Annotated in this window: 20 protein-coding genes and 2 riboswitches; of the genes, 6 read left to right on the top strand and 14 right to left on the bottom strand. The window is 70.1% G+C overall.

Going from position 1 to position 23,196, the window contains the following annotated elements:
- Window positions 1–37: 37 nt before the first annotated feature.
- On the bottom strand, window positions 38–343 hold the full coding sequence (locus QQA12_RS14955) for a hypothetical protein (protein WP_313213372.1): 306 nt from the start codon (window positions 341–343) through the stop codon (window positions 38–40).
- A gap of 253 nt (window positions 344–596) precedes the next feature.
- Entirely contained in the window at window positions 597–1,544 is a 948-nt protein-coding gene (gene dusA / locus QQA12_RS14960) for a tRNA dihydrouridine(20/20a) synthase DusA (protein WP_233324878.1), read from the bottom strand.
- Window positions 1,545–1,761: 217 nt separating this feature from the next.
- On the opposite strand from dusA, the gene QQA12_RS14965 reads away from it, so the two are divergent.
- On the top strand, window positions 1,762–2,094 hold the full coding sequence (locus QQA12_RS14965) for an SMR family transporter (protein ID WP_226049721.1): 333 nt from the start codon (window positions 1,762–1,764) through the stop codon (window positions 2,092–2,094).
- Window positions 2,095–2,163: 69 nt separating this feature from the next.
- Window positions 2,164–2,402, top strand: a riboswitch (cobalamin riboswitch).
- Window positions 2,403–2,607: 205 nt separating this feature from the next.
- Complete coding sequence (gene metE / locus QQA12_RS14970) at window positions 2,608–4,896, top strand: 5-methyltetrahydropteroyltriglutamate--homocysteine S-methyltransferase (RefSeq protein WP_226049722.1); 2,289 nt, start codon at window positions 2,608–2,610, stop codon at window positions 4,894–4,896.
- Between the two features lie 377 nt (window positions 4,897–5,273).
- Here the strand turns inward: metE and QQA12_RS14975 are convergent, their stop codons facing one another.
- A complete protein-coding gene (locus tag QQA12_RS14975) occupies window positions 5,274–6,542 on the bottom strand; it encodes an autotransporter domain-containing protein (RefSeq protein ID WP_233324876.1) in 1,269 nt (422 codons plus the stop codon).
- 131 nt (window positions 6,543–6,673) lie between these two features.
- Here QQA12_RS14975 and pncA point away from each other — a divergent pair, with 131 nt between their 5' ends.
- Window positions 6,674–7,297: a bifunctional nicotinamidase/pyrazinamidase gene (gene pncA / locus QQA12_RS14980; protein ID WP_226049724.1), complete on the top strand. Its 624-nt coding sequence runs from the start codon at window positions 6,674–6,676 to the stop codon at window positions 7,295–7,297.
- Between the two features lie 9 nt (window positions 7,298–7,306).
- Here pncA and purU read toward each other — a convergent pair whose 3' ends face one another.
- The 6 genes from purU to QQA12_RS15010 form a co-directional block, all read right to left on the bottom strand.
- Window positions 7,307–8,158, bottom strand: a complete 852-nt coding sequence (gene purU, locus QQA12_RS14985; RefSeq protein ID WP_226049725.1) for a formyltetrahydrofolate deformylase — start codon at window positions 8,156–8,158, stop codon at window positions 7,307–7,309.
- A 125-nt stretch (window positions 8,159–8,283) separates the two neighbouring features.
- Window positions 8,284–9,378 carry an NADH:flavin oxidoreductase/NADH oxidase gene (locus QQA12_RS14990; protein WP_226049726.1) on the bottom strand — a complete coding sequence of 365 codons (1,095 nt, stop codon included), beginning with the start codon at window positions 9,376–9,378 and terminating at the stop codon, window positions 8,284–8,286.
- A 74-nt stretch (window positions 9,379–9,452) separates the two neighbouring features.
- Window positions 9,453–10,328: an NAD-dependent protein deacetylase gene (locus QQA12_RS14995; RefSeq protein WP_226049727.1), complete on the bottom strand. Its 876-nt coding sequence runs from the start codon at window positions 10,326–10,328 to the stop codon at window positions 9,453–9,455.
- Between the two features lie 15 nt (window positions 10,329–10,343).
- Complete coding sequence (locus QQA12_RS15000; protein WP_054668132.1) at window positions 10,344–10,748, bottom strand: acyl-CoA thioesterase; 405 nt, start codon at window positions 10,746–10,748, stop codon at window positions 10,344–10,346.
- Between the two features lie 101 nt (window positions 10,749–10,849).
- Window positions 10,850–11,869: a ribonucleotide-diphosphate reductase subunit beta gene (locus tag QQA12_RS15005; RefSeq protein ID WP_054668133.1), complete on the bottom strand. Its 1,020-nt coding sequence runs from the start codon at window positions 11,867–11,869 to the stop codon at window positions 10,850–10,852.
- 146 nt (window positions 11,870–12,015) lie between these two features.
- A complete protein-coding gene (locus tag QQA12_RS15010; protein WP_226049728.1) occupies window positions 12,016–14,400 on the bottom strand; it encodes a ribonucleoside-diphosphate reductase subunit alpha in 2,385 nt (794 codons plus the stop codon).
- A gap of 188 nt (window positions 14,401–14,588) precedes the next feature.
- Window positions 14,589–14,813, bottom strand: a riboswitch (cobalamin riboswitch).
- A 281-nt stretch (window positions 14,814–15,094) separates the two neighbouring features.
- Here QQA12_RS15010 and QQA12_RS15015 point away from each other — a divergent pair.
- Complete coding sequence (locus QQA12_RS15015) at window positions 15,095–15,922, top strand: DUF2884 family protein (RefSeq protein ID WP_226049729.1); 828 nt, start codon at window positions 15,095–15,097, stop codon at window positions 15,920–15,922.
- A 55-nt stretch (window positions 15,923–15,977) separates the two neighbouring features.
- Here QQA12_RS15015 and QQA12_RS15020 read toward each other — a convergent pair whose 3' ends face one another.
- From QQA12_RS15020 to QQA12_RS15030, 3 genes are all read right to left on the bottom strand, one after another.
- The gene (locus QQA12_RS15020; RefSeq protein ID WP_226049730.1) at window positions 15,978–17,456 is read right to left on the bottom strand and encodes a VWA domain-containing protein; all 1,479 of its coding nucleotides are present in this window, start codon (window positions 17,454–17,456) and stop codon (window positions 15,978–15,980) included.
- A 129-nt stretch (window positions 17,457–17,585) separates the two neighbouring features.
- Window positions 17,586–18,680 (bottom strand): cell division protein ZapE, encoded by a 1,095-nt coding sequence (zapE, locus tag QQA12_RS15025; RefSeq protein WP_056932713.1) that lies wholly within the window; start codon window positions 18,678–18,680, stop codon window positions 17,586–17,588.
- Between the two features lie 2 nt (window positions 18,681–18,682).
- A complete protein-coding gene (locus tag QQA12_RS15030; RefSeq protein WP_056932714.1) occupies window positions 18,683–19,354 on the bottom strand; it encodes an alpha/beta hydrolase in 672 nt (223 codons plus the stop codon).
- Between the two features lie 62 nt (window positions 19,355–19,416).
- Here QQA12_RS15030 and QQA12_RS15035 point away from each other — a divergent pair, with 62 nt between their 5' ends.
- Window positions 19,417–20,280 carry an EamA family transporter gene (locus QQA12_RS15035; RefSeq protein WP_226049731.1) on the top strand — a complete coding sequence of 288 codons (864 nt, stop codon included), beginning with the start codon at window positions 19,417–19,419 and terminating at the stop codon, window positions 20,278–20,280.
- Window positions 20,281–20,361: 81 nt separating this feature from the next.
- Window positions 20,362–20,733: a MerC family mercury resistance protein gene (locus tag QQA12_RS15040; protein WP_226049732.1), complete on the top strand. Its 372-nt coding sequence runs from the start codon at window positions 20,362–20,364 to the stop codon at window positions 20,731–20,733.
- A 47-nt stretch (window positions 20,734–20,780) separates the two neighbouring features.
- Here the strand turns inward: QQA12_RS15040 and QQA12_RS15045 are convergent, their stop codons facing one another.
- A complete protein-coding gene (locus QQA12_RS15045) occupies window positions 20,781–22,508 on the bottom strand; it encodes an ExeM/NucH family extracellular endonuclease (RefSeq protein ID WP_226049733.1) in 1,728 nt (575 codons plus the stop codon).
- 75 nt (window positions 22,509–22,583) lie between these two features.
- Window positions 22,584–23,105, bottom strand: coding sequence for a c-type cytochrome (locus QQA12_RS15050; protein WP_054668150.1), 522 nt, complete (start codon window positions 23,103–23,105; stop codon window positions 22,584–22,586).
- Window positions 23,106–23,196: the final 91 nt, after the last annotated feature.

A 23,196-nucleotide genomic window follows, 5' to 3' on the forward strand; every position in this document is an offset into this window, starting at 1 on the left:
GGCATGGGTAAGCGGATTGCGGGACAACTATCGCTGTTCAGGGGTTATCGCCGCGTGGTGGCTGCTCGACCTGGCGCGGCCCGCGGGGAGCCCGGGGCGACGGCGGCGCGTCGTCCATGTAGCGCACCCGGCCGCGGTCGTCCATGTACTTCACCCGGTTGATGTCGCGGCCGTCGTAAGGCACGCGCTCGGCACCGAGGATGCGGCCGCCGGTCTCGCGCTGGACGCGCCGCACCGCATCGGAAAGCGAACCGGCGTTGTCGCGCATGCGCGGGCGTGGGATGTCGCGCTCGCCGCCATGCATGTGCTGCTGCCGGCCATCCTGCGCCCAGGCCTGTGCCATCGGCGTACCGGCCGCGAAGACGGCCGCGGCAGCGAAGGCAAGAATATGACGCGGAACCGGAAGCATGGCGTGATCCTATCGGACTGCGGCGGATCGTTCAAAATCCGTGAAAAAAAAGACCCACGGAATTTTTCACGAGACTTACGAAATCGAGGCAAATTCTTGATTTTTAGGGGTGAATCCGGTCTGAACCCTCCCCGCCCCACAACTGCCCCGTTCAGTTACATGAGCAAAATGAATGCGTGCCCAGGCCTTACGCCGCACGCTCCGCCTGGTCGCGGGTGACCTGCACCGCCTGCTCGACCAGCGCCCAGTCGGCACCAGGCCGGTGGGCACCCTCGCTGAGCACCTTGCGGAAGCCGCGGCCACCGGGCTGGCCGTGGTACAGGCCGAGCAGGTGGCGGGTGATGTGCTTGAGCGCCAGCCCTGCCTGCAGTTGCGATTCGACATAGGGGCGCATCTGCTGCAGCAGCTCCTCGCGGCTGCGCAGCGGCGCGCCGGTCTGCGCCGCTTCGAGCAGGTGCAGGACGTAGGGGTCGTGGTAGGCCGCCCGGCCCAGCATGACTCCGTCAACGTGCGCCAGCTGCGCCTGCGCCGCCTCGACCGTGGCCAGGCCACCGTTGAGCACCACCGGCAATGCCGGGCGCTCGGCCTTGAGCCGGTAGGCCCAGTCATAGCGCAGCGGCGGGACCTCGCGGTTTTCCTTGGGCGACAGCCCCTGCAGCCAGGCATTGCGCGCATGCACGACGACCATCGCCGCACCGGCCTGCACCTGGCGGTCGACGAAACCGGCGAACGCCGCGTAATCGTTGTCCTGGTCCACGCCCAGCCGGCATTTCACCGTGACCGGGATGTCCACCGCGGCGACCATCGCCGCCACGCACTCGCCCACCAGTTCCGGCTCGCGCATCAGGCAGGCGCCGAAGCGCCCGGCCTGCACCCGGTCGGACGGGCAGCCGCAATTGAGGTTGACCTCGTCGTAGCCCCAGTCCGCGGCGATGCGCGCGGCCTGCGCCAGCAGCGCCGGGTCACTGCCGCCCAGCTGCAGTGCCAGCGGATGCTCGCTGGCGTCGAAACCGAGCAGCCGCTGGCGGTCGCCGTGGATGACCGCATTGGCGTGGACCATCTCGGTATACAGCCGTGCACCGGGTGCGAGGATGCGGTGGAATACCCGGCAATGGGTGTCCGTCCAGTCCATCATCGGGGCGACGGACAGGCGCAGGGAGGCGGCATGGCGCGGGTCGTGGTTCGGCTGCAAAACGGACTCTTCCGGGCGTTGAATCGGTTCCGCCTGCGGCCCGAGGGCGATGCAGGGGATGCCAAGGGTAAACGAAGCGCCTGAACGGGGCCGTTCCCCGTAGCCGGGGATGCGGGCGCACGCGCCAACGCGCGCCGCCACGCCGGGCGAGAATGGGCCGATGAACGCCTACCTCCTGCTCGCCTGCGCCATCGTCCTGGAAGTCATCGCCACCTCGCTGCTCAAGGCCTCCGACGGGATGAGCCGGCTGTGGCCGACGCTCGGTTCGCTGGTCGGCTACGGCCTGTGCTTCTGGCTGCTGTCGATGGTGATGAAATCGATACCCACCGGGATCGCCTATGCGATCTGGTCCGGGGTGGGCATCGTGCTGATCTCGCTGATCGGCCTGTTCGTGTTCCGGCAGAAACTCGACCTGCCGGCGCTGATCGGCATCGCGCTGATCTGCGCCGGCGTGGTGGTGATCAACGTGTTCTCGCGTTCGACCGCGCCCTGAGCCGCGGCATCCCCGTCCGCTTTCCGGATCCATGCCCGGCCGTCGCTTGACCGGCAGCGCGCGCCCGCCTATCGTGTGCTCGCCAAAGGTATTCATCGCTTCATTCGCATGAAGGGATGGGATTAAATGGGAATCCGGTGAAGCGCGCCTGCAAGGCCCGCCATTCCGGAGCTGCCCCGCAGCGGTGAATGGAAACGACCGCCGTCATCGAGCACTGGGCCGAGGCCCGGGAAGCGACGGCCACTAGGCGGACGCAGCCGCGTCCATGTCCATCAGCCCGAACACCGGCCTGGGCCGGGAGGCGCGTCGCCTCCTGTTTCGACCTGGCGTCTCCGCGGGGAGGCGGCCGGAACCGTCCGCGCATCGGCGTGGCGGTGCCGCCTGCCTCCGTCAAGGGACCCGGTTCGCCCGCGGGGGCGGAGGTCGCTGGCATGGTGGAGGCCTGCCCGGAGGGCCGGCGCGGCACCGTGCGGTTCCTTCGTTCCTCAATGCACACGCAATGAGGAAAGTTTCATGACGATCGTTACCAACCTGGGGTTTCCCCGCATCGGCGCGCGCCGCGAACTCAAGCGCGCGCTGGAAAGCTACTGGCACGGCGAGAGCGATGCCGCGCAGTTGCAGGCCACCGCCGCCGAGCTGCGCGTGCGCCACTGGAAGCTGCAACGCGAGGCCGGCGTTGACCTGCCGCCAAGCAACGACTTTTCGCTGTACGACCACGTGCTCGACACCGCGTTCCTGTTCGACGCGATACCCGAACGCTACCGCACGCTGGCCGTATGCGCCCCGCTGGCGGCCTACTTCGCGATGGCACGCGGCCTGCAACGTCCCGGCATCGACCTGCATGCGCTGGAAATGACCAAGTGGTTCGATACCAACTACCACTACCTGGTGCCGGAACTGCAGGCCGGCCAGCGCTTCGCGCTGCGCGGCGACAAGCCCCTGGCCGAATACCGCGAGGCGAAGGCGCTGGGCATCGAGACGCGGCCGGTCCTGCTGGGGCCGGTGAGCTTCCTGCGGCTGTCAAAGACCACCGACGGCAGCGAACCGCTGGACCTGCTCGACACCCTGCTGCCGGTGTATGCGCAGTTGCTCGAAGCCCTGAAGGCCGAAGGTGCGCGGTGGGTGCAGCTGGACGAGCCCGTGCTGGTGCAGGATCTGGACGATGCCGCCCGCGCCGCCTTCAGGCAGGCCTATGCCCGCCTTGCCGATGGCCCACATCCGGACATCCTGCTGGCCACCTACTTCGGCGCGCTCGACGACAACCTCGCCCTGGCCGCGTCGCTGCCGGTGCAGGGGCTGCACGTGGACCTGGTGCGCGCACCCGAACAGCTCGACGCCGTGCTGCGCGCGCTGCCGGGAGGGCGCGTGCTGTCGCTGGGGCTGGTGGACGGCCGCAACATCTGGCGCAACCCGCTGGACAACGCGCTGATCCTTGCTCGCTATGCGCGCGGCCATCGCGGCGACGATCCACTTTGGCTGGCACCGTCGTGTTCACTGCTGCATTGCCCGGTCGACCTGGCGCTGGAGAAGAAGCTTGACGCCGAACTGCGTGGCTGGCTGGCGTTCTCGCGGCAGAAGCTGGAGGAACTGCGGCTGCTGGCCGACGCGCTCGATGGGCGCGCTGGCGCCGAGGCGGCGCTGGCGCCAGCGCGCGAAGCGGCCGATGCGCGGCGGCGCTCGTCGCGCGTGCACAACGCCGCGGTCAAGGCGCGCATGGCCGCGCTCACCGCCGCCGACACCGCCCGCGCCACGCCGCATGCACGGCGCCTGCCGCTGCAGACCGCGGCGCTGCGCCTGCCCCCCTTCCCCACCACCACCATCGGGTCTTTCCCGCAGACCCGGGACGTGCGCGAGGCCCGCGCCCGCAACAAGTCGGGCAGGCTCTCCGACGCCGACTACGAGGCCTTCCTCGCCGTGCAGACCGAGCAGTGCGTGCGCGTACAGGAGCAGATCGGGCTGGATGTGCTGGTGCACGGCGAGTTCGAGCGCAACGACATGGTCGAGTACTTCGGCGAACAGCTCGACGGCTTCGCCTTCACCGGCAACGGCTGGGTGCAGAGCTACGGCTCGCGCTGCGTGAAGCCGCCGGTGATCTACGGCGACATCAGCCGTCCCGCGCCGATGACGGTGCGCTGGTCGCGGTACGCGCAGTCGCTGACCCGCCGGCCGATGAAGGGCATGCTCACCGGCCCGGTAACGATGCTGCAATGGTCGTTCGTGCGCGACGACCAGGAGCGTGCGCAGACCTGCCGGCAGATCGCGCTGGCGCTGCGCGATGAAGTAACCGACCTGGAAGCGGCCGGCATCGCCGCCATCCAGATCGACGAGCCGGCGCTGCGCGAGGGCCTGCCGTTGCGCAATGCGCAGCGGCGGCGGTATCTGGAATGGGCGGTGGAAGCCTTCCGCATCGCCGCCAGCGGCGTGGCCGACGCCACCCAGATCCATACCCACATGTGCTACGCGCAGTTCAACGACATCATCGATTCGGTGGCGGCGCTGGACGCCGACGTGATTTCGATCGAGACCTCGCGCTCGCGCATGGAACTGCTGGATGCGTTCGCGCGCTTCGACTACCCCAACCAGGTCGGCCCGGGCGTGTACGACATCCATTCCCCGCGCGTGCCCGACCGCACCGAGATGGTCGAGCTGCTGCGCAGAGCCAGCGAGGTGCTGCCGGCGGAAAAGCTGTGGGTGAACCCGGACTGCGGCCTGAAGACCCGCGCCTGGCCGGAGACCCGCGCCGCGCTGGAGGCGATGGTCGACGCGGCGCAGATGCTGCGCGCCGAACTCTCCGCCGCCTGACGGACGCCATGGCGGCGCGGCGCCGGGCCAGGACGCACTATCTTGCCCGGCGCCGCTTCGGCCCACGGTCCACGGGAGGGCGAAGCCATGGGCACTTCACCGCGCGGTACGCCGCGGATGACGGCCGAAGCGCGATACGGGCGGGCACCCGGCCCGCGGTGCCGGGGCCCGGCAATCCGGCGGGCGATGCACCCGCCACGATGCACTCGGGTCGACCTGCCAATCCCGGTCGGGCGCCGCTCCACGCGTTTGCCGTGCCAATGCAGCGGGCGGATACGGCCCGGCCATCAATGCGCGGGCAAGGCCATCCCCTGCGGGATTGCGGCAACGACGATGCGGGCAGGGCGGGCGGCACCTGGATGCCGCCCGCGCCGGCGTCAGAACGCCTTCTCGACGTTCATCGACACCCCGTGGTCCTTGCCGTCGCTGCCATACATCCCGCTGTACTCCAGGCGGGTGCTCCAGCCATGATCGGTGCGGAACACGCTCCCCAGGTTGATCACCAGGCGATTGCGGTCGAACCCGGTGAAATCCGCCCGGTAAACCGGCCCGAAGCCGTCTGCGTACTGCAGCATGGCAAAGCTGTCGGCGCTGAAGTCGTGCTGGTACTCCACCCGCAGCTGCGGCTGCAGCACGCCCCACGTGGTCGGCCTGCGGAACTCCACCCTCAGGCCGAGCGTACCGGTGTTGCTGTCGAAGTCCATGCTGTCGTAGCGCAGTGCGTAGACCGCATCGCCCTGCTCGGCATAGGCATCCAGTGCGGTACGGGCCAGGTCCAGCCGTCCATACGGGGAGAACAGCAGGGCATCGCCACCGAATTCGCCACTGAAGGTCAGCGACCCGAACCATTGGCTGCCATCGCGCTGGCCATGCAGGTTGCCACCACTGACGGCTGCACGCGCCATCCGGTAGTCCAGCTGCTGGAAGCCGACCATGCCATCCAGGTAGTACACCTGCCCCGGGTGGTAGCTGGCATACATGAACGCCACCTTGGCCTTGGCATCCAGGCGTGCCCCGTCATTGCCGACGTCGGTACGGTCGCGGCCGTAGCCCACGCCGGCACCCGCCGCGAGCGACGGCCAGAACCGGTAGTCCACGCCTGCGCTGAGGCCGTCGGTTTCGAAATCCAGCGCATCGCGTCCGGTGCGCGCATCCACGTTGCCCGAACGCACGCTGCCACCGACCCAGGCTCCCAGCGCCAGCCCGCCCTTGCCTCCGCGTTCGCGGGCGTTCGCGGTTCCCTGCATCGCCGTACCCGAGGGATCGTACGTGCCCGAGGGCCCGCCAACCGGCATCGCCGCGCAGCCGCGCTCGTCCGGATTCTGCAGGTCGCGGACGCAGGCCCGGGTAAAGGACATGCTCAGCTGATTGGTAAAGCCATGCCCGTCCGTTTGCCGGTGCAGGCTTTCCATGCGACGCAGGACGTTCATCGTCTGCGCCTCGGCGAACCGGCGGCTGGTGGCCTGCTGGGCTTCGATCAGTCCACGGACCTCCGGGTCCTGGCTGGGATCGGGGCGCGCATTGATGTTGACCGTGTAGGCACGGGTACCACTGAAGCCCAGCGCGTCGGTCACCTGCACGGTGAACGCGTAGGCGCCCGCCACGTTCGGCGTGCCGCTGAGGACACCGTTGGCAGCCAGGCTCATGCCCGTGGGCAGCGCGCCCGTGCCGATCGCATAGGTGTAGGGCGCGGTGCCCGCGCCGCGCGGTGGACGCCGCCGGCCGGCACCATCCATTGCGGCGTTACACTCCAAGGTTCCCCGCACCGGAACCTGCGATGTACGGCAATGACACCGCCCTGCTGGTGATCGACCTGCAACCCGACTTCATGCCCGGCGGTGCGCTGCCCTGCCACCAGGGCGACGCCATCGTGCCGGGCATCGCCGCGCTGCTGGCGCGGCGCCACTACGCCACCGTCGTGGCCACCCAGGACTGGCACCCGGCCGACCATGCATCGTTCGCAAGCCAGCATGCCGGCCGCAGGCCGTTCGAGTCGATCCAGCTGCACGGGCATGCGCAGACGCTGTGGCCGGACCACTGCGTGCAGGGTTCCGCGGGCGCGGCGCTGCACCCGCAGGTGGACTGGAACAACGCCGACCTGATCCTGCGCAAGGGCACCCACCGCCAGGTCGATTCGTACAGCGCGTTCCGCGAGAACCATGGCCCCCGGGGCGACCGCCCGGCCACCGGCCTGGCCGGCTGGCTGCACGAACGCGGCATCACCGAGGTGCACGTATGCGGGCTGGCACGCGACTACTGCGTGTTGTGGAGCGCGCAGGACGCGGCGATCAGCGGCTTCCGCGTGCGCGTGCTGTGGGAGCTGACGCGGCCGGTATCGCCCGACGGCGACGAAGCCACCCGCATCGCGCTGATCGAAGGCGGGATCGACATCGCGGCGTGATGCCGCCGCTCAGCGGAACACCACGGTGCGGTGGCCGTTGAGCAGGATGCGGTGCTCGACGTGGCGGCGCACCGCGCGGGCCAGCACCAGCGATTCGGTGTCGCTGCCCAGCCGCACCAGGTCGCGTGGCGTCATGGCATGGTCCACGCGGGCCACGTCCTGCTCGATGATCGGGCCTTCGTCCAGGTCGCTGGTGACGTAGTGCGCGGTGGCGCCGATGATCTTGACCCCGCGCGCGTGCGCCTGGTGGTACGGCTGGGCGCCCTTGAAACTGGGCAAGAAGCTGTGGTGGATGTTGATCGCGCGGCCGGCCAGCGCCTGGCACAGCTGCGGCGAGAGGATCTGCATGTAGCGCGCCAGCACCACCAGGTCGATGCGCTCGCGCTCGACCAGGTCGAGCAGTTGCCGTTCCTGCTGCGCGCGGTTGGCCGCATCCACCGGCAGGTGGTGGAACGGCACGCCGTAGGAACCGGCCAGCGTGGCGAAGTCCGGGTGGTTGGAAGCCACCGCGGCGATGTCCACCCGCAGGTGGCCGCTGTGCGCGCGGAACAGCAGGTCGTTCAGGCAATGCCCCTGCTTGCTGACCAGCACCAGCAGCCGCGCGCGGCGGCGCGCGTCGTGCAGTTGCCAGTCCATCGCGTATTCCGCGCCCAGCTGCCCCAGGCGCCCGCGCAGCGCGGCCGCCTCGCCGGCCGCGGCCATGTCGAAGTGCACGCGCAGGAAGAAACGGCCGCTTTCCTCGTCGCCGAACTGCTGGGCGTCGAGGATGTTGCAGCCGGCCTCGAACAACAGGCCGGAAACGCGGTAGACGATGCCGGTACGGTCCGGGCAGGAAAGGGTGAGGATGTAATCGGGTCGCATCGACGGAGTCTAGCGACGGACGACATTTTCCGGGGAAACCTTTACTGCCCTCGCAGGTCGCTGCGGCGGCCACGGCGACGCCTGCGCTGCAGTCACCGGCGACGCGAGCGCCGCCGGTGCCGCGATCAGCCGAACAGGTCGCGCAGCCCGTGTGGCTGGCAGCGCAGGTACTGCGGCGCGGCCTGCACCCGTGCGCCGAGTTCGGCGGCCGCATGCCAGGGCCAGCGCGGGTCGTAGAGGATGCCGCGGGCGATGCCGATGGCATCGGCCTGGCCCGCGGCCAGGATCGCTTCGGCCTGGCGCGGCTCGGTGATCAGCCCCACCGCGATCACCGGCGTGGCGACCTGCGCCTTGATCGCGCTGGCCAGCGGTACCTGGTAGCCCGGCCCCACCGGAATCTGCTGGCGCGGGTCCAGCCCACCGCTGGAAACGTGGATGAAGTCGCTGCCGCGCGCCTCCAGCGCGCCGGCCAGCGCGATGCTCTGCGCCACGTCCCAGCCGCCCTCCACCCAGTCGGTCGCGGAGATCCGCACGCCCACCGCGACATGGGCGGGTGCCGCTGCGCGTACCGCATCGAACACCCGCAGCAGCAGGCGCATGCGGTTGTCCAGCGAGCCGCCGTAGTCGTCGTCGCGGCGGTTGCTCAGCGGCGACAGGAACTGATGCAGCAGGTAGCCATGCGCGGCATGGATCTCGATCAGCTCCAGGCCCAGCCGCGCCGCGCGCCGTGCGGCCGCGGCGAACGCCTCCACCACCGCGTCGATGCCGGCCGCGTCCAGCGCCTGCGGGACCGGATCGCCGGCGTTGAACGGCAGCGCCGACGGCGCCAGCACCTGCCAGCCATGCGCCTGGCCGGGCGCTATGGCGCCACCGCCGTCCCAGGGCCGCGCGGTGGACGCCTTGCGCCCGGCGTGCGCCAGCTGGATGCCGATGGGCATCTTCGACCAGCGCCGTACCGAGGCCAGCACCACGCCCAGCGCCGCTTCGGTGGCGTCGTCCCACAGCCCCAGGTCGGCCCAGCTGATGCGGCCCCGGGGTTCCACCGCGGTGGCCTCCAGGATCAGCAGTCCGGCGCCGGACTGCGACAGCGTGCCCAGGTGCTGGGCATGCCAGTCGGACGCACGGCCGTCATCGGCCGAGTACTGGCACATCGGCGCGATGACGATGCGGTTGGACAGGGACAACGGGCCGAGCGACAGCGGCGAGAACAGATGGCTCACGTGGGGGTGATCCGCTTTGTGGGGGGTGCCCATTGCACTCCCGCGCGGCGGGGCGATTCAACCGGCGTGATGGATCACTGCGTCTTGGCCGCCGCCCATGCGCCGTCGAGCAGGAACCCCAGCGCCTGCGCGCAGGGCTGTTCGATCTTCAGCGACAACAGGGCATCGGCGCGGGTACGGCCGAGGTTGACCGCCGCCACCGGCAGGCCGGCCCGGGCCGCGGCATCGACGAAACGGAAGCCGGAATAGACCATCAGCGACGAGCCCACCACCAGCACCGCGTCGGCGCGCTCCAGATGCGCGTGCACGCTGGCAACCCGTTCGCGCGGCACGTTCTCGCCGAAGAACACCACGTCCGGCTTGAGCAGGCCACCGCAGGCCGTGCAGCCGGGCACCACGAACCGGCTGAAGTCGCGCTCCAGGTCGGCATCGCCATCGGGGGCCTGGACCGCCTGCAGCGCCACCCACCCCGGGTTGGCATCGAGCATCCGCTGCTGCAGCGCCTCGCGCGGCGAGTGCGCGCCACAGTCCATGCAGCGCACCGCGTCCAGGCGGCCATGCAGGTCGATCACCTGGCGGCTGCCGGCGCGCTGGTGCAGGCCATCCACGTTCTGGGTCAACAGCAGCTCGACCCGGCCGACGGCCTCCAGCGCGGCCAGCGCATGATGGGTGGCGTTGGGCCGGGCACGGCCGATGTGCGGCCAGCCGACCAGGCTGCGCGCCCAGTAACGCCGGCGCACCGCGGCATCGGCCATGAACGCGCGGTAGTCCACCGGCGGGGTGCGTTTCCACTGGCCGTCGGCGTCGCGGTAATCGGGAATGCCCGAATCGGTGCTGCAGCCGGCGCCGGTCAGCAGCAGCAGGCGGCGGTGGCCGGCGATGAACGCCGCCAGCCGCGGGTCCGTTGCCGCATGGGCGTGGAGGCCCGCATCGTCCGGTCGTAGCGCCATGGCGCGCGCCCCGGCTCAGGCCTGCGGCGGCAGCGGCGGCACCGAGGTCGGGCGGCCGTCGGCATCCAGCGCCACCATCACGAAGTGGCCGCGCGTGCACAGCTTGCGCTCGCCGCTGTGCAGGTCCTCGGCAATCAGTTCGACCTGCACCGTCATCGAGCTGCGCCCGACCTCGACCACCCGGCCGACGGTCTCGACCATCTCGCCGATGCGGATCGGCAGCTTGAAGTCCACCTGGTCCGAATGCGCGGTGACCACGGTGCGCCGCGAGTAGCGCGCGGCGGCCAGGAACGCCGCCTTGTCCATCCACGCCATCGCCTGGCCACCGAACAGGGTGCCCAGGTGGTTGGTGTGGTTGGGGAAGACGATTTCCACCATGCGTACTTCGGTGGGCGGGACGACGGGGGGCAGGGCATTCATGGCGACGGTCGCGGCAGCGGGGGCAGGAGCGGATGATACGCAGCGCCGGGCGCGGGCGGCGTGACGCCTGCGCCACGCCATCCCCGCGCCGGCGGACGGGCTCAGAAGTTCATGTCGAAGGCGACCTCGCCCTGCACGCCGACCTGGTAGGCCGAGACCCGGCGCTCGAAGAAGTTGGTCAGCTCCTGCACGTCCTGCAGCTCCATGAACGGCAGCGGGTTGCGCACGTTGTACTGCCTGGCCATGCCCAGCTTGACGAAGTGGTTGTCGGCGCAGTGCTGCAGGTACTGGCGCATGTCGCGGGTGGAGATGCCGGCCACGCCGCCGGACAGCACGTCCTCGGCGAACTGCACCTCGCACTCGATGGCCTCGGCCAGCATCTCGTAGACCTGCCGCTCCATCGCCGCGTCGAACAGCTCCGGCTCCTCGGCGCGGATGGTGCGCACGCACTCGAAGGCGAACTCCATGTGGCAGCTCTCGTCGCGGAACACCCAGTTGGTGCCCGAGGCCAGGCCCGGCAGCAGCCCGCGCGAACGGAAGTAGTACACGTAGGCGAAGGCGGCGAAGAAGAACAGGCCCTCGATGCAGGCGGCGAAGCAGATCTGGTTGAGCAGGAACTGGCGCCGCTGCTCGCGGCTCTCGATGCGCTTGAGCCCCTGGATCGAGTCGATCCACTTGAAGCAGAAATCGGCCTTCTTCTTGATCGAGGCGATGTTCTCCACCGCGGCGAAGGCCCTGAAGCGCTCCTCCGGGTCGGGCAGGTAGTTGTCCAGCAGGGTCAGGTAGAACTGCACGTGCAGCGCTTCCTCATACAGCTGGCGCGACAGGTACATGCGCGCTTCCGGCGCGTTGAGGTGCTGGTACAGGTTCAGCACCAGGTTGTTGGAGACGATCGAGTCGCCGGTGGCGAAGAAGGCGACCAGGCGGTGGATCAGGTGGCGGTCGGCCGGCGTCATCTTGTGGTGCAGGTCGGTGATGTCGATCTGGAAGTTGATCTCGTCCACCGTCCAGCTGTTCTTGATCGCGTCGCGATACATGTCATAGAACTGCGGATAGCGCATCGGGCGCAGGGTCAGTTCGAAGCCCGGGTCGAGCAGCATCTGGCGGGGTTGTGCGGACATGGTTGACTCCATTTCTGGCCCCCGGGGAACAGGTGCCCCGGGAGCTGGCGGCGCATGGCGCCGGGCGGGAATTGGGCGGGGTGGCGAAGCCGGCTTCGTCCTGCCCCGTCGCGGCCCCTGCCCTGGCGGGGGCGGGGCGCGGGCGGTTACTGGCAGGCCTCGCAGGCTTCCGGGTTCTCCAGCGAGCAGGCGACGGCCTCGGCCGGGGTGTAGCTGCTGACCGTGGTCTTGGCGATCCGGGTGGCCGGGCGCGAGCGCAGGTAGTAGGTGGTCTTGACGCCCTTCTTCCAGGCGTACATGTACATGGACGACATCGCGCCGATGTTCGGGCTCTCCATGAACAGGTTGAGCGAGGCGGACTGGTCGATGAACGCGCCGCGGTCGGCGGCCATGTCGATCAGCGAGCGCATCGGCAGTTCCCACGCGGTGCGGTACACGGTGCGCAGCGCCTCGGGAATCTGCGGCAGGTTCTGGATCGAGCCGTCGGCCAGCTTGATCGCGTCGCGCATCTCCGGTGTCCACAGCCCCAGCTGCTTGAGCTCGCCGACCAGGTAGCGGTTGACCTGCAGGAAGTCGCCGGACAGGGTCTCGCGCTTGAACAGGTTGGACACCTGCGGTTCCACGCATTCGTAGCAGCCGGCGATCGAGGCGATGGTCGCGGTCGGGGCGATGGCGATCATCAGCGAGTTGCGCAGGCCGTGCTGGACGATGCGCCCGCGCAGCGCTTCCCAGCGCGCGCCATCGGCTGGCACCACGCCCCACGCGTCGAACTGCAGTTCGCCGCTGGCGGCGCGGGTATCGGCGAACGAGGGATGCCGGCCGCGCTCCTGCGCCAGCTCGCACGAGGTTTCCAGCGCGTGGTAGTAGATCGCCTCGGCGATCTTCGCCGACAGCGCGCGCGCGGCGTCCGAGTCGAACGGCAGGCGCTTGCGGAAGAACACGTCCTGCAGGCCCATGCAGCCCAGGCCGACCGGGCGCCAGCGCAGGTTGCCGCCGCGCGCGGTCTCGATCGGGTAGAAGTTCAGGTCGATCACCCGGTCGAGCTGGCGCACGGCCAGGCGCACGGTCTCGGCGAGCTTGTCGAAATCGAAATCGCCGTGTGCATCCAGGTGGTTGCCGAGGTTGATCGAGCCCAGGTTGCACACCGCCGTCTCCTCGGCCGAGGTGATCTCGAGGATCTCGGTGCACAGGTTGGACAGGTGGATGACGTTGCCGGCGCGCAGGGTCTGGTTGCTGGCCTTGTTGCACTTGTCCTTGAACGTCATCCAGCCGTTGCCGGTCTCGGCCAGGGTGCGCATCATGCGCGCATACAGCTTGCGCGCCGGCACCGCCTTGACCGCCTTGCCCTGGGCCTCGGCCTGCACGTAGGCGCGCTCGAACGCCTCGCCGTACAGGTCGGTGAACTCCGGCACCACGCGCGGATCGAACAGCGACCATGGCTGGTCGGCCTCCACCCGCTGCATGAACAGGTCCGGCACCCAGTTGGCGAGGTTGAGGTTGTGGGTACGGCGGGCATCGTCGCCGGCGTTGTCGCGCAGTTCCAGGAAGTCCTCGATGTCGGCATGCCAGGTCTCCAGGTAGACGCAGGCCGCACCCTTGCGCTTGCCGCCCTGGTTGACCGCCGCGACCGAGGAGTCGAGCGTCTTCAGCCACGGCACGATGCCGTTGGAATGGCCGTTGGTGGACCGGATCAGCGAGCCGCGCGAACGCACCCGGGTGTAGCTCACGCCGATGCCGCCGCTGAACTTGGACAGCTGCGCGATGTCGCCGTAACGGGCGTAGATCGACTCGAGCGAATCCTGCGGCGAATCCAGCAGGAAGCACGACGACAGCTGCTCGTGGCTGGTGCCGGCGTTGAACAGGGTCGGGCTGGACGGCAGGTAGTCCAGGTTGCCCAGCCGCTGGTACAGCGCCAGCGCCTCGGGCACGTCCTCGGACAGCGCGCTGGCGATGCGCAGGAAGAACTGCTGCGGGGTTTCGATCACCTTGCGGGTGTGCGGGTGGCGCAGCAGGTAGCGGTCGTACAGCGTGCGCAGGCCGAAGTAGTCGAAGTTGAGATCGTAGTCGGGGTTGACCGCATCGTTGAGCTTGCGCGCGTTGACCTGGACGAAGTTGAGCAGGCGCTCGTTGATCAGACCCACTTCGTGGCCGCGGCCCACCGACTGCGAGAACGCGTGGATCTCCTGGCCGGATACCTCCTTGGCGATGAAGTTGGCCAGCAGGCGCGCGGCCAGGCGGCCGTACTCGGGCTCCTCGCCGATCAGCAGCGCCGCGGTGCGGATCGACAGTTCGTCCAGCTCCTGGGTGGTGGCGCCGTTGTACAGCCCGGAGATGGTGCGCGTGGCCACGCGCATCGGATCGACCGCATGCAGGCCGTCGCAGCAACGCTGGATGGCGCGGACGATCTTGTTCAGGTCCACCGGCTCGGTGCCGCCATTGCGCTTGGTCACGCTCATGGCGGTGGCGGTCGGCGGCGGGGTCAGTTCGAAGCCGGTCTCGGTCGGGACAACGGCGGTATCGGTGGCGGTCACGGCAATGCGTCCTCATGGCGTGGTGCACGCGGCGCCTGCCCTCGCAGGAACCAGGGCCGGTGGCGGGCGACAAGCATGGAAGGACGGCGTCGCAGCATCCGCGACGGACACGACCCGAGGTCGCCACCGGCGCTGCCGCGTCGCCAGCCGTCTTCCCCTCGAAGACTCCGCAGCCGGCACCGCGCGCTGTGCTTCGCGCGGCTGTCGGCAGGTCTTCGGACTCATGGGCGCGGAGGCGGGGGCCTCCTCCTACTTCCGCCGCTTCCCAAGGCATCGGGCCTCAGTGCTTGGTGGCGGGTTCGTTCCCAATTACCGCTGCGGGGCAGTGCCGGACTGGCCATCGAAGGCGTCACCGGCTTCCCTTTCAATCCGGCGGGGAGCAACCCGCCAGAACCGACGGGACACAAGATAGTGGGGGTAAACGACCCGGTCAACGCCAAATCTTGTGGGTGATCGCATTTCCCTTGCGGCACAAGCGATCCCGTCGCCGGTGCCCGGCGGGGCCACCGCAACCAGCCTATCGAGGCTGCGCAGTCAAGCCTTGGGAGACTGGTTGGCGGGTAGGAAAACGCCGCACGCATTCATAATCCAAAGCCCGATGCGATCCAATGCCCGATGCGCCGCCATGACTTCCGGCGGAGGCCCGATCCGGCACGGCCGGCGATCCTGTGGGTCCTCCGAATGGATTCCGCGCATGCGCCGCCTGGCCCTCGCTGCCGCCCTGCTCGTCCTGCCGGCGCTCGCCGCGCAGGCCGGCACGATGAAGTCACCGACCCTGTCCTCCACCCAGTGCGGGGTCAGCACCGACTACGACGTGCTGGTCGATGGCGGCGGCATCTGGCTGCGCCAGCACGACGCCACGCCGCGCGAGATCGTGTTCCACGACGGCCAGCTGAGCATCGACGGGCGCATGCAGGCGGTCAGCGCCGACGACGCGCAGCGCCTGCGCGTGCTCGAGGCCGGGGTGCGCCAGCTGATGCCGGCGGTCACCGGGATCGCCAATGAATCGGTGGGGATCAGCTTCGATGTGCTGGACGTCGTCTACGGCTCGCTGACCGGCAATTTCGATTCGCGCAAGGTGCGCGCGCTGCGCAGGGACGCCGAGCGCTTCGTCGCCTCGACCATCGGCCGCGGACGCTGGGAGCAGGACCTGTTCGGCGAGGGCTTCGACCAGCGCGTGCAGGACGCGGCCGAATCGCTCAAGGGCTCCATCGCCCGCGGCCTGCTGTGGACCCTGCTCACCGGCAGCGAGGAGCGCATCGAGAAACGCACCGAGAAGATCGAAGCCGAACTCGAGCCGAAGATCGAAGCGCGCGCACGCGCCCTGGAACAGCATGCGCAGTCCCTGTGCACCCAGGTCCTGGCGCTGGACCGGCTGCAGTCGGCGCTGGAGTTCCGCTACGACGGCCAGCCGCTGCGGATGATGAGCGTCAGCGGCGACAACGGCCAGGCGCCGCCAGCGACGCCGGTGGCGAAGGAACAGGGCCCGGACAACCGCATCGCCCTGCCCGGACACCCCTGATCCACGCGCCGCGTCCGGGACCGGGCGGCGACGGGCCGCTCGCCGGAACCGGCGCTCATCCCCCGGGCAGCTGCGCCAGTTCCTCGCGCACCAGCCGCAGCACCAGCGCGTCCAGCGTATCCACCGAGTAGCCGGCCACGTCGTGCACGGTCTCGCGGCCGGGCCCGCTACCCGGATCGGACCCATCCTTGTAGGTGAGGAAGATGAAGCGCCCGCCGGTGTACTGGGCGATCTGTCGCTGCACGATCTCGCCGGTGGTGTCCTGTCCCGACGCGGCCACGCTGAACACCTTGATGCCCTTGCCCAGCGCCGCGAGCATGGTCTGGTCGTAGTGCGGCGGCGGATAGTCCATGTGCGGCGGCGCGTCGGCCAGCGACACCAGCAGCCGCGTGGTGGCCGGTCCGCGCCAGTCCAGCGCCTGCACCGCATGCGCGAAGGCTTCGTTCATCGCCTCGGGCATGTCGCCGCCACCGCCGGCACGCACCCCGTCGAGCACCTGCTGGAACGCGGCGACGTTGCCGGTGAGGTCCCAGCTGCGCACGAAATACGCGTCGCCGCGGTCGCGATAGGTGACCAGGCCGAGGCAGACGTCCGGGCGCGACGGCAGCTGCTCGATGCCGCGCACGATGTCCCGCAGCGAGGCGCGCAGCTTGTCGATCTCGTCGCCCATCGAGCCGGTGGCATCGACCATGAACACCAGGTCCAGGCGCGCGCGCGGGGTCGCCGCGGCGGCGGGCAGGCGGACTTCCAGCGCGTCCTTCTGCCCGCGCCGCAACTGCGCCTGGGCCTGCTGCCCGGCACGGCGCACGTCGACCCGGTAGCTGGCCGAATCGCGGTCGTCGAAGGCATTCAGGTGCAGCCAGGCCTGGCCGCCGGCATCGGTGCGCGCCCACATGCGCGCGCCATTGGCCGCGGAGACCGCGACTTCGGCATCGGGTACCGGCCGGCCCTGCGCGTCGACCACCCGCAGCCGCTGGCGCACCGACACGTCGCGCCCCAGCCGCGCCGCCTCGGGGTGGCGCTGCAGGAACTGCCGGAAGCCGCCGAAATCGGCGTTGTCATCGACCACGCCGGCGGTCACCGGCGTGGCCGGGCGCCGCACCGCCGGCGGCGACGACGCAGCGGGCGCGTCCCGCACCTCCGATGCCCTCGCCGCCACCGCGTCGGCAGCGATCATCGGCGCCGGTGGAGGCGGCGGTGGCGCCATCTCGCGCAACTCCATGCGATGCGGAACCTTGCCGACCAGGGTGGGGATCTCGCGCACCCGCTCCGGCGGCTGCGGGTCCGGGTCCGGCACCTCGCGCATCCGCGGCATGTCGCTGCACACGCTGGCTGCCGGCGCGCGGAAATCCGCGGTGGTCTGGCGCCGGCGCGTGGACACGGGCGCCTGCATGTCCGGCTGCACGGCGGGTGCGGGCGCCGGTTGCGGCCACCGCGGCTCGCCGGCGAGTGCCGGCAGGCCGGCCAGCAGCGTCAACGCGAACGCCATCGAACGTACCGGCGGGCGCCGGAAGACCATGCTTGCGTGCTTCATCTGCGTACTCCGTTGCTTGCGGGGTGGGCCGCCGCGGCGGCAGGCACGGAACAGAACGGATGGTGGCAAAGAACGGGGTTGGCGGCGCACACCGCGGCCGGGGGTCAGCCCCGGCACGCGGCCAGCGGGCTACAGGCGGTGGGCGGTTCCCAGGTACTCGGCGCTCTGCATCTCGATCAGGCGGCTGGCGGTGCGCTCGAACGCGCCGGCCAGGCGGGTGCCGGAGTAGAGCAGCGGCGGCGGGTCCTGCGCGGTGCACACCAGGTTGACCTGGCGGTCGTAGAGCTCGTCGATCAGGTTGACGAAGCGCCGCGCGGCATCCTCGTTCAGGCGGTCGAAGTGCGGGATGCCGCCCAGCAGCACGGTATTGAACTCGCGCGCGATCTCGATGTAGTCCGAGGGACCGCGCGGGCCTTCGCACAGTGCAGCGAAGTCGAACCAGACGATGCTCTTGCCACGCCCGCGCACCGGAATCTTGCGGCCCTCGATCTGGATGTTGCCGGCGCGCGCGTCCTGGCCGCCGCTCAGCTCCTTCCAGCGCCGCTCCAGCCAGGCATCGCTGTCGCCTTCCAGCGGCGCCCGGTACACCGGCGAGCGGGTCAGCGCGCGCATGCGGTAGTCCTCGGTGCCTTCGGCGTACAGCTCCACGCAGTACTTCTGCAGCAGGGCGATGGCCGGCAGGAAACTGTCGCGCTGCAGGCCGTTGAGGTACAGGTTCTCCACCGCGGTGTTGGAGGTGGTCACCAGGGTCACGCCTTCGGCGAACAGCCGTTCGAGCAGGCGCGCCAGCAGCATCGCGTCGCCGATATCGGTGACGAAGAACTCGTCCAGCACCAGCACCCGCAGTCTGCTGCGCCATTCCTGGGCGATCTTCGCCAGCGGGTCGCTCTGGCCCTGGTGTTCGCGCAGCCGCTCGTGGATGCCGCGCATGAAGCGGTGGAAGTGGGTGCGGTACTTCTGCTCGATCGGCAGGCCGTCGTAGAACAGGTCGACCAGGAACGTCTTGCCGCGGCCGACGCCGCCCCAGAAATACAGGCCCTTGACCGGCTCGGGCTTCTTCCAGAAGGCCGACAGCCGGTCGAGCCAGCCGTCCTGCGCCGAATCGACGATGGCCTCGTGGATGCGGTCGAGCTCGGCCAGTGCCGCATGCTGGGCCGGATCGTCGCGCCAGTCGCCACGGGCCACGCCGGCGGCGTAGCGCTGCGAGGGGGTCGTCGCATCCATGCTCAGCAACTGCCGTCGGGCAGCCAGCGCCGCACTTCGTGCTGGATCGCGCCGCGCAGGTCGATCAGCTTGCGATGGAAGAAATGGCTGGTATCGGGCATGCGCACCAGCTGCGGCGGGTCGGCCAGCGTCTCCAGCCACGCATAGACGGCCTGCGCGTCGACCACCTCGTCGGCGTCGCCCTGCACCACCAGCCACTGCGCCGGCGGCTGCAGCGCGTCGAAATCCCAGGTGCGGCGACCGACCGGGGGCGCGATCGAGATCAGCGCCTGCGGCGCCAGCGCGCCACTGGCGCGCAGCGATACGTAGGCGCCGAAGCTGAAACCGGCCAGCCACAGCGCGCAGTCCGGGCGCTGGGCGCGCACCCATGCCACCACCGCGCGCAGGTCGTCCTGCTCGCCCTCGCCGTTGTCGTAGCTGCCGGCGGAAGCGCCGACACTGCGGAAATTGAAGCGCACGGTGGTGATGCCCAGTTCGCGCAGCGCGCGCGCGGCCATCGTCACCACCTTGTTGTGCATGCTGCCGCCTTCGGTGGACAGCGGGTGGCAGATGACGGCGACGACCGGCCGCGCGGCGACATCGCCCTCGGGCGGATCGACCGCGACCTCGAGCGGCCCGCAGGGGCCCTCGAGCATCAGCACCGCCGGTTCGCGGGGAAAGGAAGGATTGCTCATGGCGCCATAATAGCGGCCCCATCCAGCGGCTTCACCGCCACCACCGCACGGCAACGAATGCGATGCACTTCCTGATCCTGAGCGTGATCTGCAGCGTGCTGGTCTCGGTCCTGCTGAAGCTGGCGCCGCGGCGCGGCATCGACATCGCCCAGGCGGTGACCTGGAACTACCTGGCCGCCAGCGTGCTGTCGCTGCTGCTGCTCAGGCCCTCGCTGCAGTCGCTGCGCGACGGACACGCGCCGTGGCCGGCACTGCTTGGGCTGGCGCTGGCCCTGCCGGGCATCTTCCTGGTGCTGGCGCGTGCCGTGCGCGAAGCCGGCATCGTGCGCAGCGACGTGGCGCAGCGGCTGTCGCTGCTGCTGTCGCTGGGCGCGGCGTTCGTACTGTTCGGCGAGCACGCCAATGGCTGGAAACTGGCCGGGCTGGGGCTGGGCCTGCTGGCCATCGTCGGCGTCAGTGCGCGCAGCGGCGGGCGCGGCGCCGGCACGGCATCGAGCTGGCGCTGGCTGCTGGCGGTGTGGGCCGGCTTCGCGCTGATCGACATCCTGCTCAAGCAGGTGGCGCTGGCCGGCACCCCGGCCACCGCCGCGCTGCTGGCCAGCTTCGCCATCGCCTTCGTGCTGATGCTGGCCTGGCAGCTGCTGCGCCACTACAGCGGCCGCCAGCGGCTGCAGGCGCGCAACCTTGGCTTCGGCCTGCTGCTGGGTGCCATCAACTTCGGCAACATCCTGTTCTACGTGCGCGCGCACCAGGCGTTGCCGCACAGCCCGGCCACCATCTTCGCCGGCATGAACATCGGCGTGGTGTGCCTGGGCGCGCTGGTCGGCGTGCTGGTCTTCGGCGAGAAGACCAGCGCCTGGAACCGCGTGGGCCTGGGCCTGGCGGTGGTGGCGATCGCCCTGATCGCGCGCGGCGCGCAGGGCTGAAGTTCCAGCACGGCTTCCTTGCCCAACGGGGTGATCCACACCTCCTTTAATGTTACTTTATAACAAAATGGAGCCGACCCGATGAAAAATGCAGCTGCCCTGTTCGATGTCTCCGCCATCGCCCTGTCCGGCCTGTGCCTGCTGCACTGCCTGGCGCTGCCACTGCTGGCCGCGCTGCTGCCGCTGTTCGGCACCTGGAGCGAGGCCGAATGGGTGCACGGGGTGTTCGTGCTGATCGCCGTGCCACTGACCAGCTACGCGCTGTGGCGCGCGCATCGGCATCGCCCGCTGCCCGCCGCGCTGTGGCTGCTGGCGGGCACCGGGCTGGCGCTGCTGCTGGCCGGTGCGTCCGGCGGCCTGGGCGAGCGGGCCGAAACGCCGCTTACCGTCGCCGGCAGCCTGGCACTGGCCAGCACCCATCTGTGGAACGCGGCGCGGCGGCACGCGCGCTAGGGGTCGCCGGCGTCAGGAGCACGGCGCCGGCACCTCTTCGCCCGGGCTCAGGGATCGAAACCCAGCAGCAGCGGGTCGTGGTCCGAGCTGCGCCACGGGCCGGGCACGTTGCGCCCCTGGTAGCCGGCGTCGTCGGCTTCATCGGCATTGATGTGCCATTCGGCCGCGCCCTTCAACCGCGCCGCCATGCCCGGGTTGAGCAGCGCGTGGTCCAGGCGCCCGGTCAAACCGTTGTAGACGTAGCTGTAGGGCCGGGACACGCCGGCGACCTTGAACGCGTCGCGCCAGCCATCTGCCTGCAGCTGGCGGATCGGGTCTTCCATCGCATAGGCATTGAAGTCGCCCAGCAGCACCGCATCGCCACCGCCACTGCCGGTCGGATCGCGCTGCAGCCACTGGTGCAGCAGCCGCGCCGATGCCACCCGGGTGGCGGTCCAGCAGCCCTGGCCGTCGTTCTGGTCGGCGTCGGCGCCGCTGGCCTCGCTGCAGCCCTTGGACTTGAAGTGGTTGGCCACGACCACGAACGGCCGGCCCGTGCGGCCCATGCGGAAGGCCTGCGCCAGCGGTACCCGGCTGCGCTCGCCGAACGGTTCGCGCTCCAGCACCGCCGGCCTGCCCACCGGCGCCACCCGTGCCGCACGGTAGATGATGCCAACCCGGATGGGGTTGTCGCCCGGCCCCTTGCCGGCGTCGACGAACGCCCAGTGGCGCTCCTTGTCCTGCCCTTCGTTGAGCGCGCGCACCAGCCCGGCGATCGCCGAGTCCGGGCCGTAACCGTCGTTCTCCAGCTCCATCAGCGCGGCCACGTCGGCGTCGAGGCCGCGGATGGTGGCGACCAGCTTGGCCTGCTGTGCCTGGAACTGCGCGAACGTCTTGGCCCCACGCAGGGTCGGGAAGCCCCCACCGTGGCCATCGCCGTTGAAATAGTTCTCCAGGTTGAACGCGGCGATGCGCAGCGCCCCGGCCACCGCCGGCGGCTGCGGCCGCTCGATCGCCGGTACCGGCAGCGCGGCGGTCAGCTGCAGCCGGTAGTCGCCGTCGTAGCGCTGGTCGACCACGCCCTCGACGCCGCGGAACACCATGCCGGTGCGCAGCTGCGCGGCCTCGGGCAGGTAGGACACGCGGCCCGGATCGCGCTGGCTGCTGCCATCGTCCAGGCGCAGGCGGCGGCGCGCGTTGTCGGCCCCCAGCGCCGCGTTCTCCGCGGTGCCGGCGGCGGCCAGTTCGGTCGGCTGCCACAGCCGCCCGTCGAAGGCGACGGTCAGCTCGCCGTGACGCGCCAGCTGGTCCTGCCCGGCCAGCGTCAGCGGTGCGGCGATGCGCACCTTCATCCCTTCCAGCGCTTCCCAGCTGGCGGGCACGGCCTCCAGCACGGTGATCCCGGGCGCGGGGCGGGCGCGGGCCGCCGCCACCGTTTCGGCCTGCAGCGCGGTCAGGGTCTGGCCGCCCTTGCCGGCCGCCAGTTCCTGCACCGTGCCGGTGACGCGCAGCCACTGTCCCGCGGGCAGCGCGCGCGCCGGGTCCAGCTGCACGAACAGCGCATCGGACGTGGCCGGATCGCGATCTCCCGCGTCCTGCAGGAAGACGCCGCCGAGACCGGCGCGCAGGTCGGCGCTGACGAACCCCTCGATGGTGACCAGGCGTCCTTCCAGCGGGCTGCGCGGGCCACTGCCCTGCACCTGGCCGATGGCGAGGACGGCCGGCGTCCTGGCGACCGCCTGCGGCGCAAGGGCGACGGACAGCGAGAGGGCGAGCAGCGCGGGGAGATGACGCATGGGGTGGACTCCGGAACGGCGGAAAGCAAAGCGCCGCCCGGGAGGGCGGCGCCGCGTGTCCATGATGGGCACGTTTTATTTCAGGTTTGCCAGCATCCAGTCGACGGTGGCATGGATCTGCTCGTCGCTCAGGCCGGCATTGCCGCCCTTGGGCGGCATCACCCCGCCGTCCGGGCCGGTGTAGCCCTCGATGGCGTGCTTGTAGAGCGTCTCGGTCCCCTGGGCGATGCGCTTGTCCCAATGCGCGTGGTCCAGGGTCGGTGCCATGCCCACGCCGGTCAGGTGGCAAGCGGTGCACAGCTTGTCGAAGATCACCTTGCCGTCCAGGGTGCCGCCGTAGGCGCCGCCTGCGGCAGCCGCCTGGGCAGCCGCGGCTTCGGCCGCCGCAGCCTGCGCCGCGGCACCGGTGCTGCCCGCGTAGACCGCACCGGCCGGGGCGATGCGCTGCTCGACGCGCGCGACCGCCTGCGGGGAGGCTTCGGTGGGAATCGCGCGCTGCAGGAACGACGCGAAGATGATCAGCCCGACCGTGACGACAGCCAAGATGGCGATCACGATGGAGAAGCGTTTCAGGAACTGCAGGTCGTAATTCCGCACGTATCAACACCCCTGGCAAGTAGTCGGTGGACCACAGCTACCGGCGGAGTATAGACCAGCGCCCCCACCCACCGGCAACGGGCAGCGGCCG

Source organism: Stenotrophomonas sp. 17(2023), assembly GCF_030345315.1.
GTDB lineage: Bacteria > Pseudomonadota > Gammaproteobacteria > Xanthomonadales > Xanthomonadaceae > Stenotrophomonas > Stenotrophomonas acidaminiphila.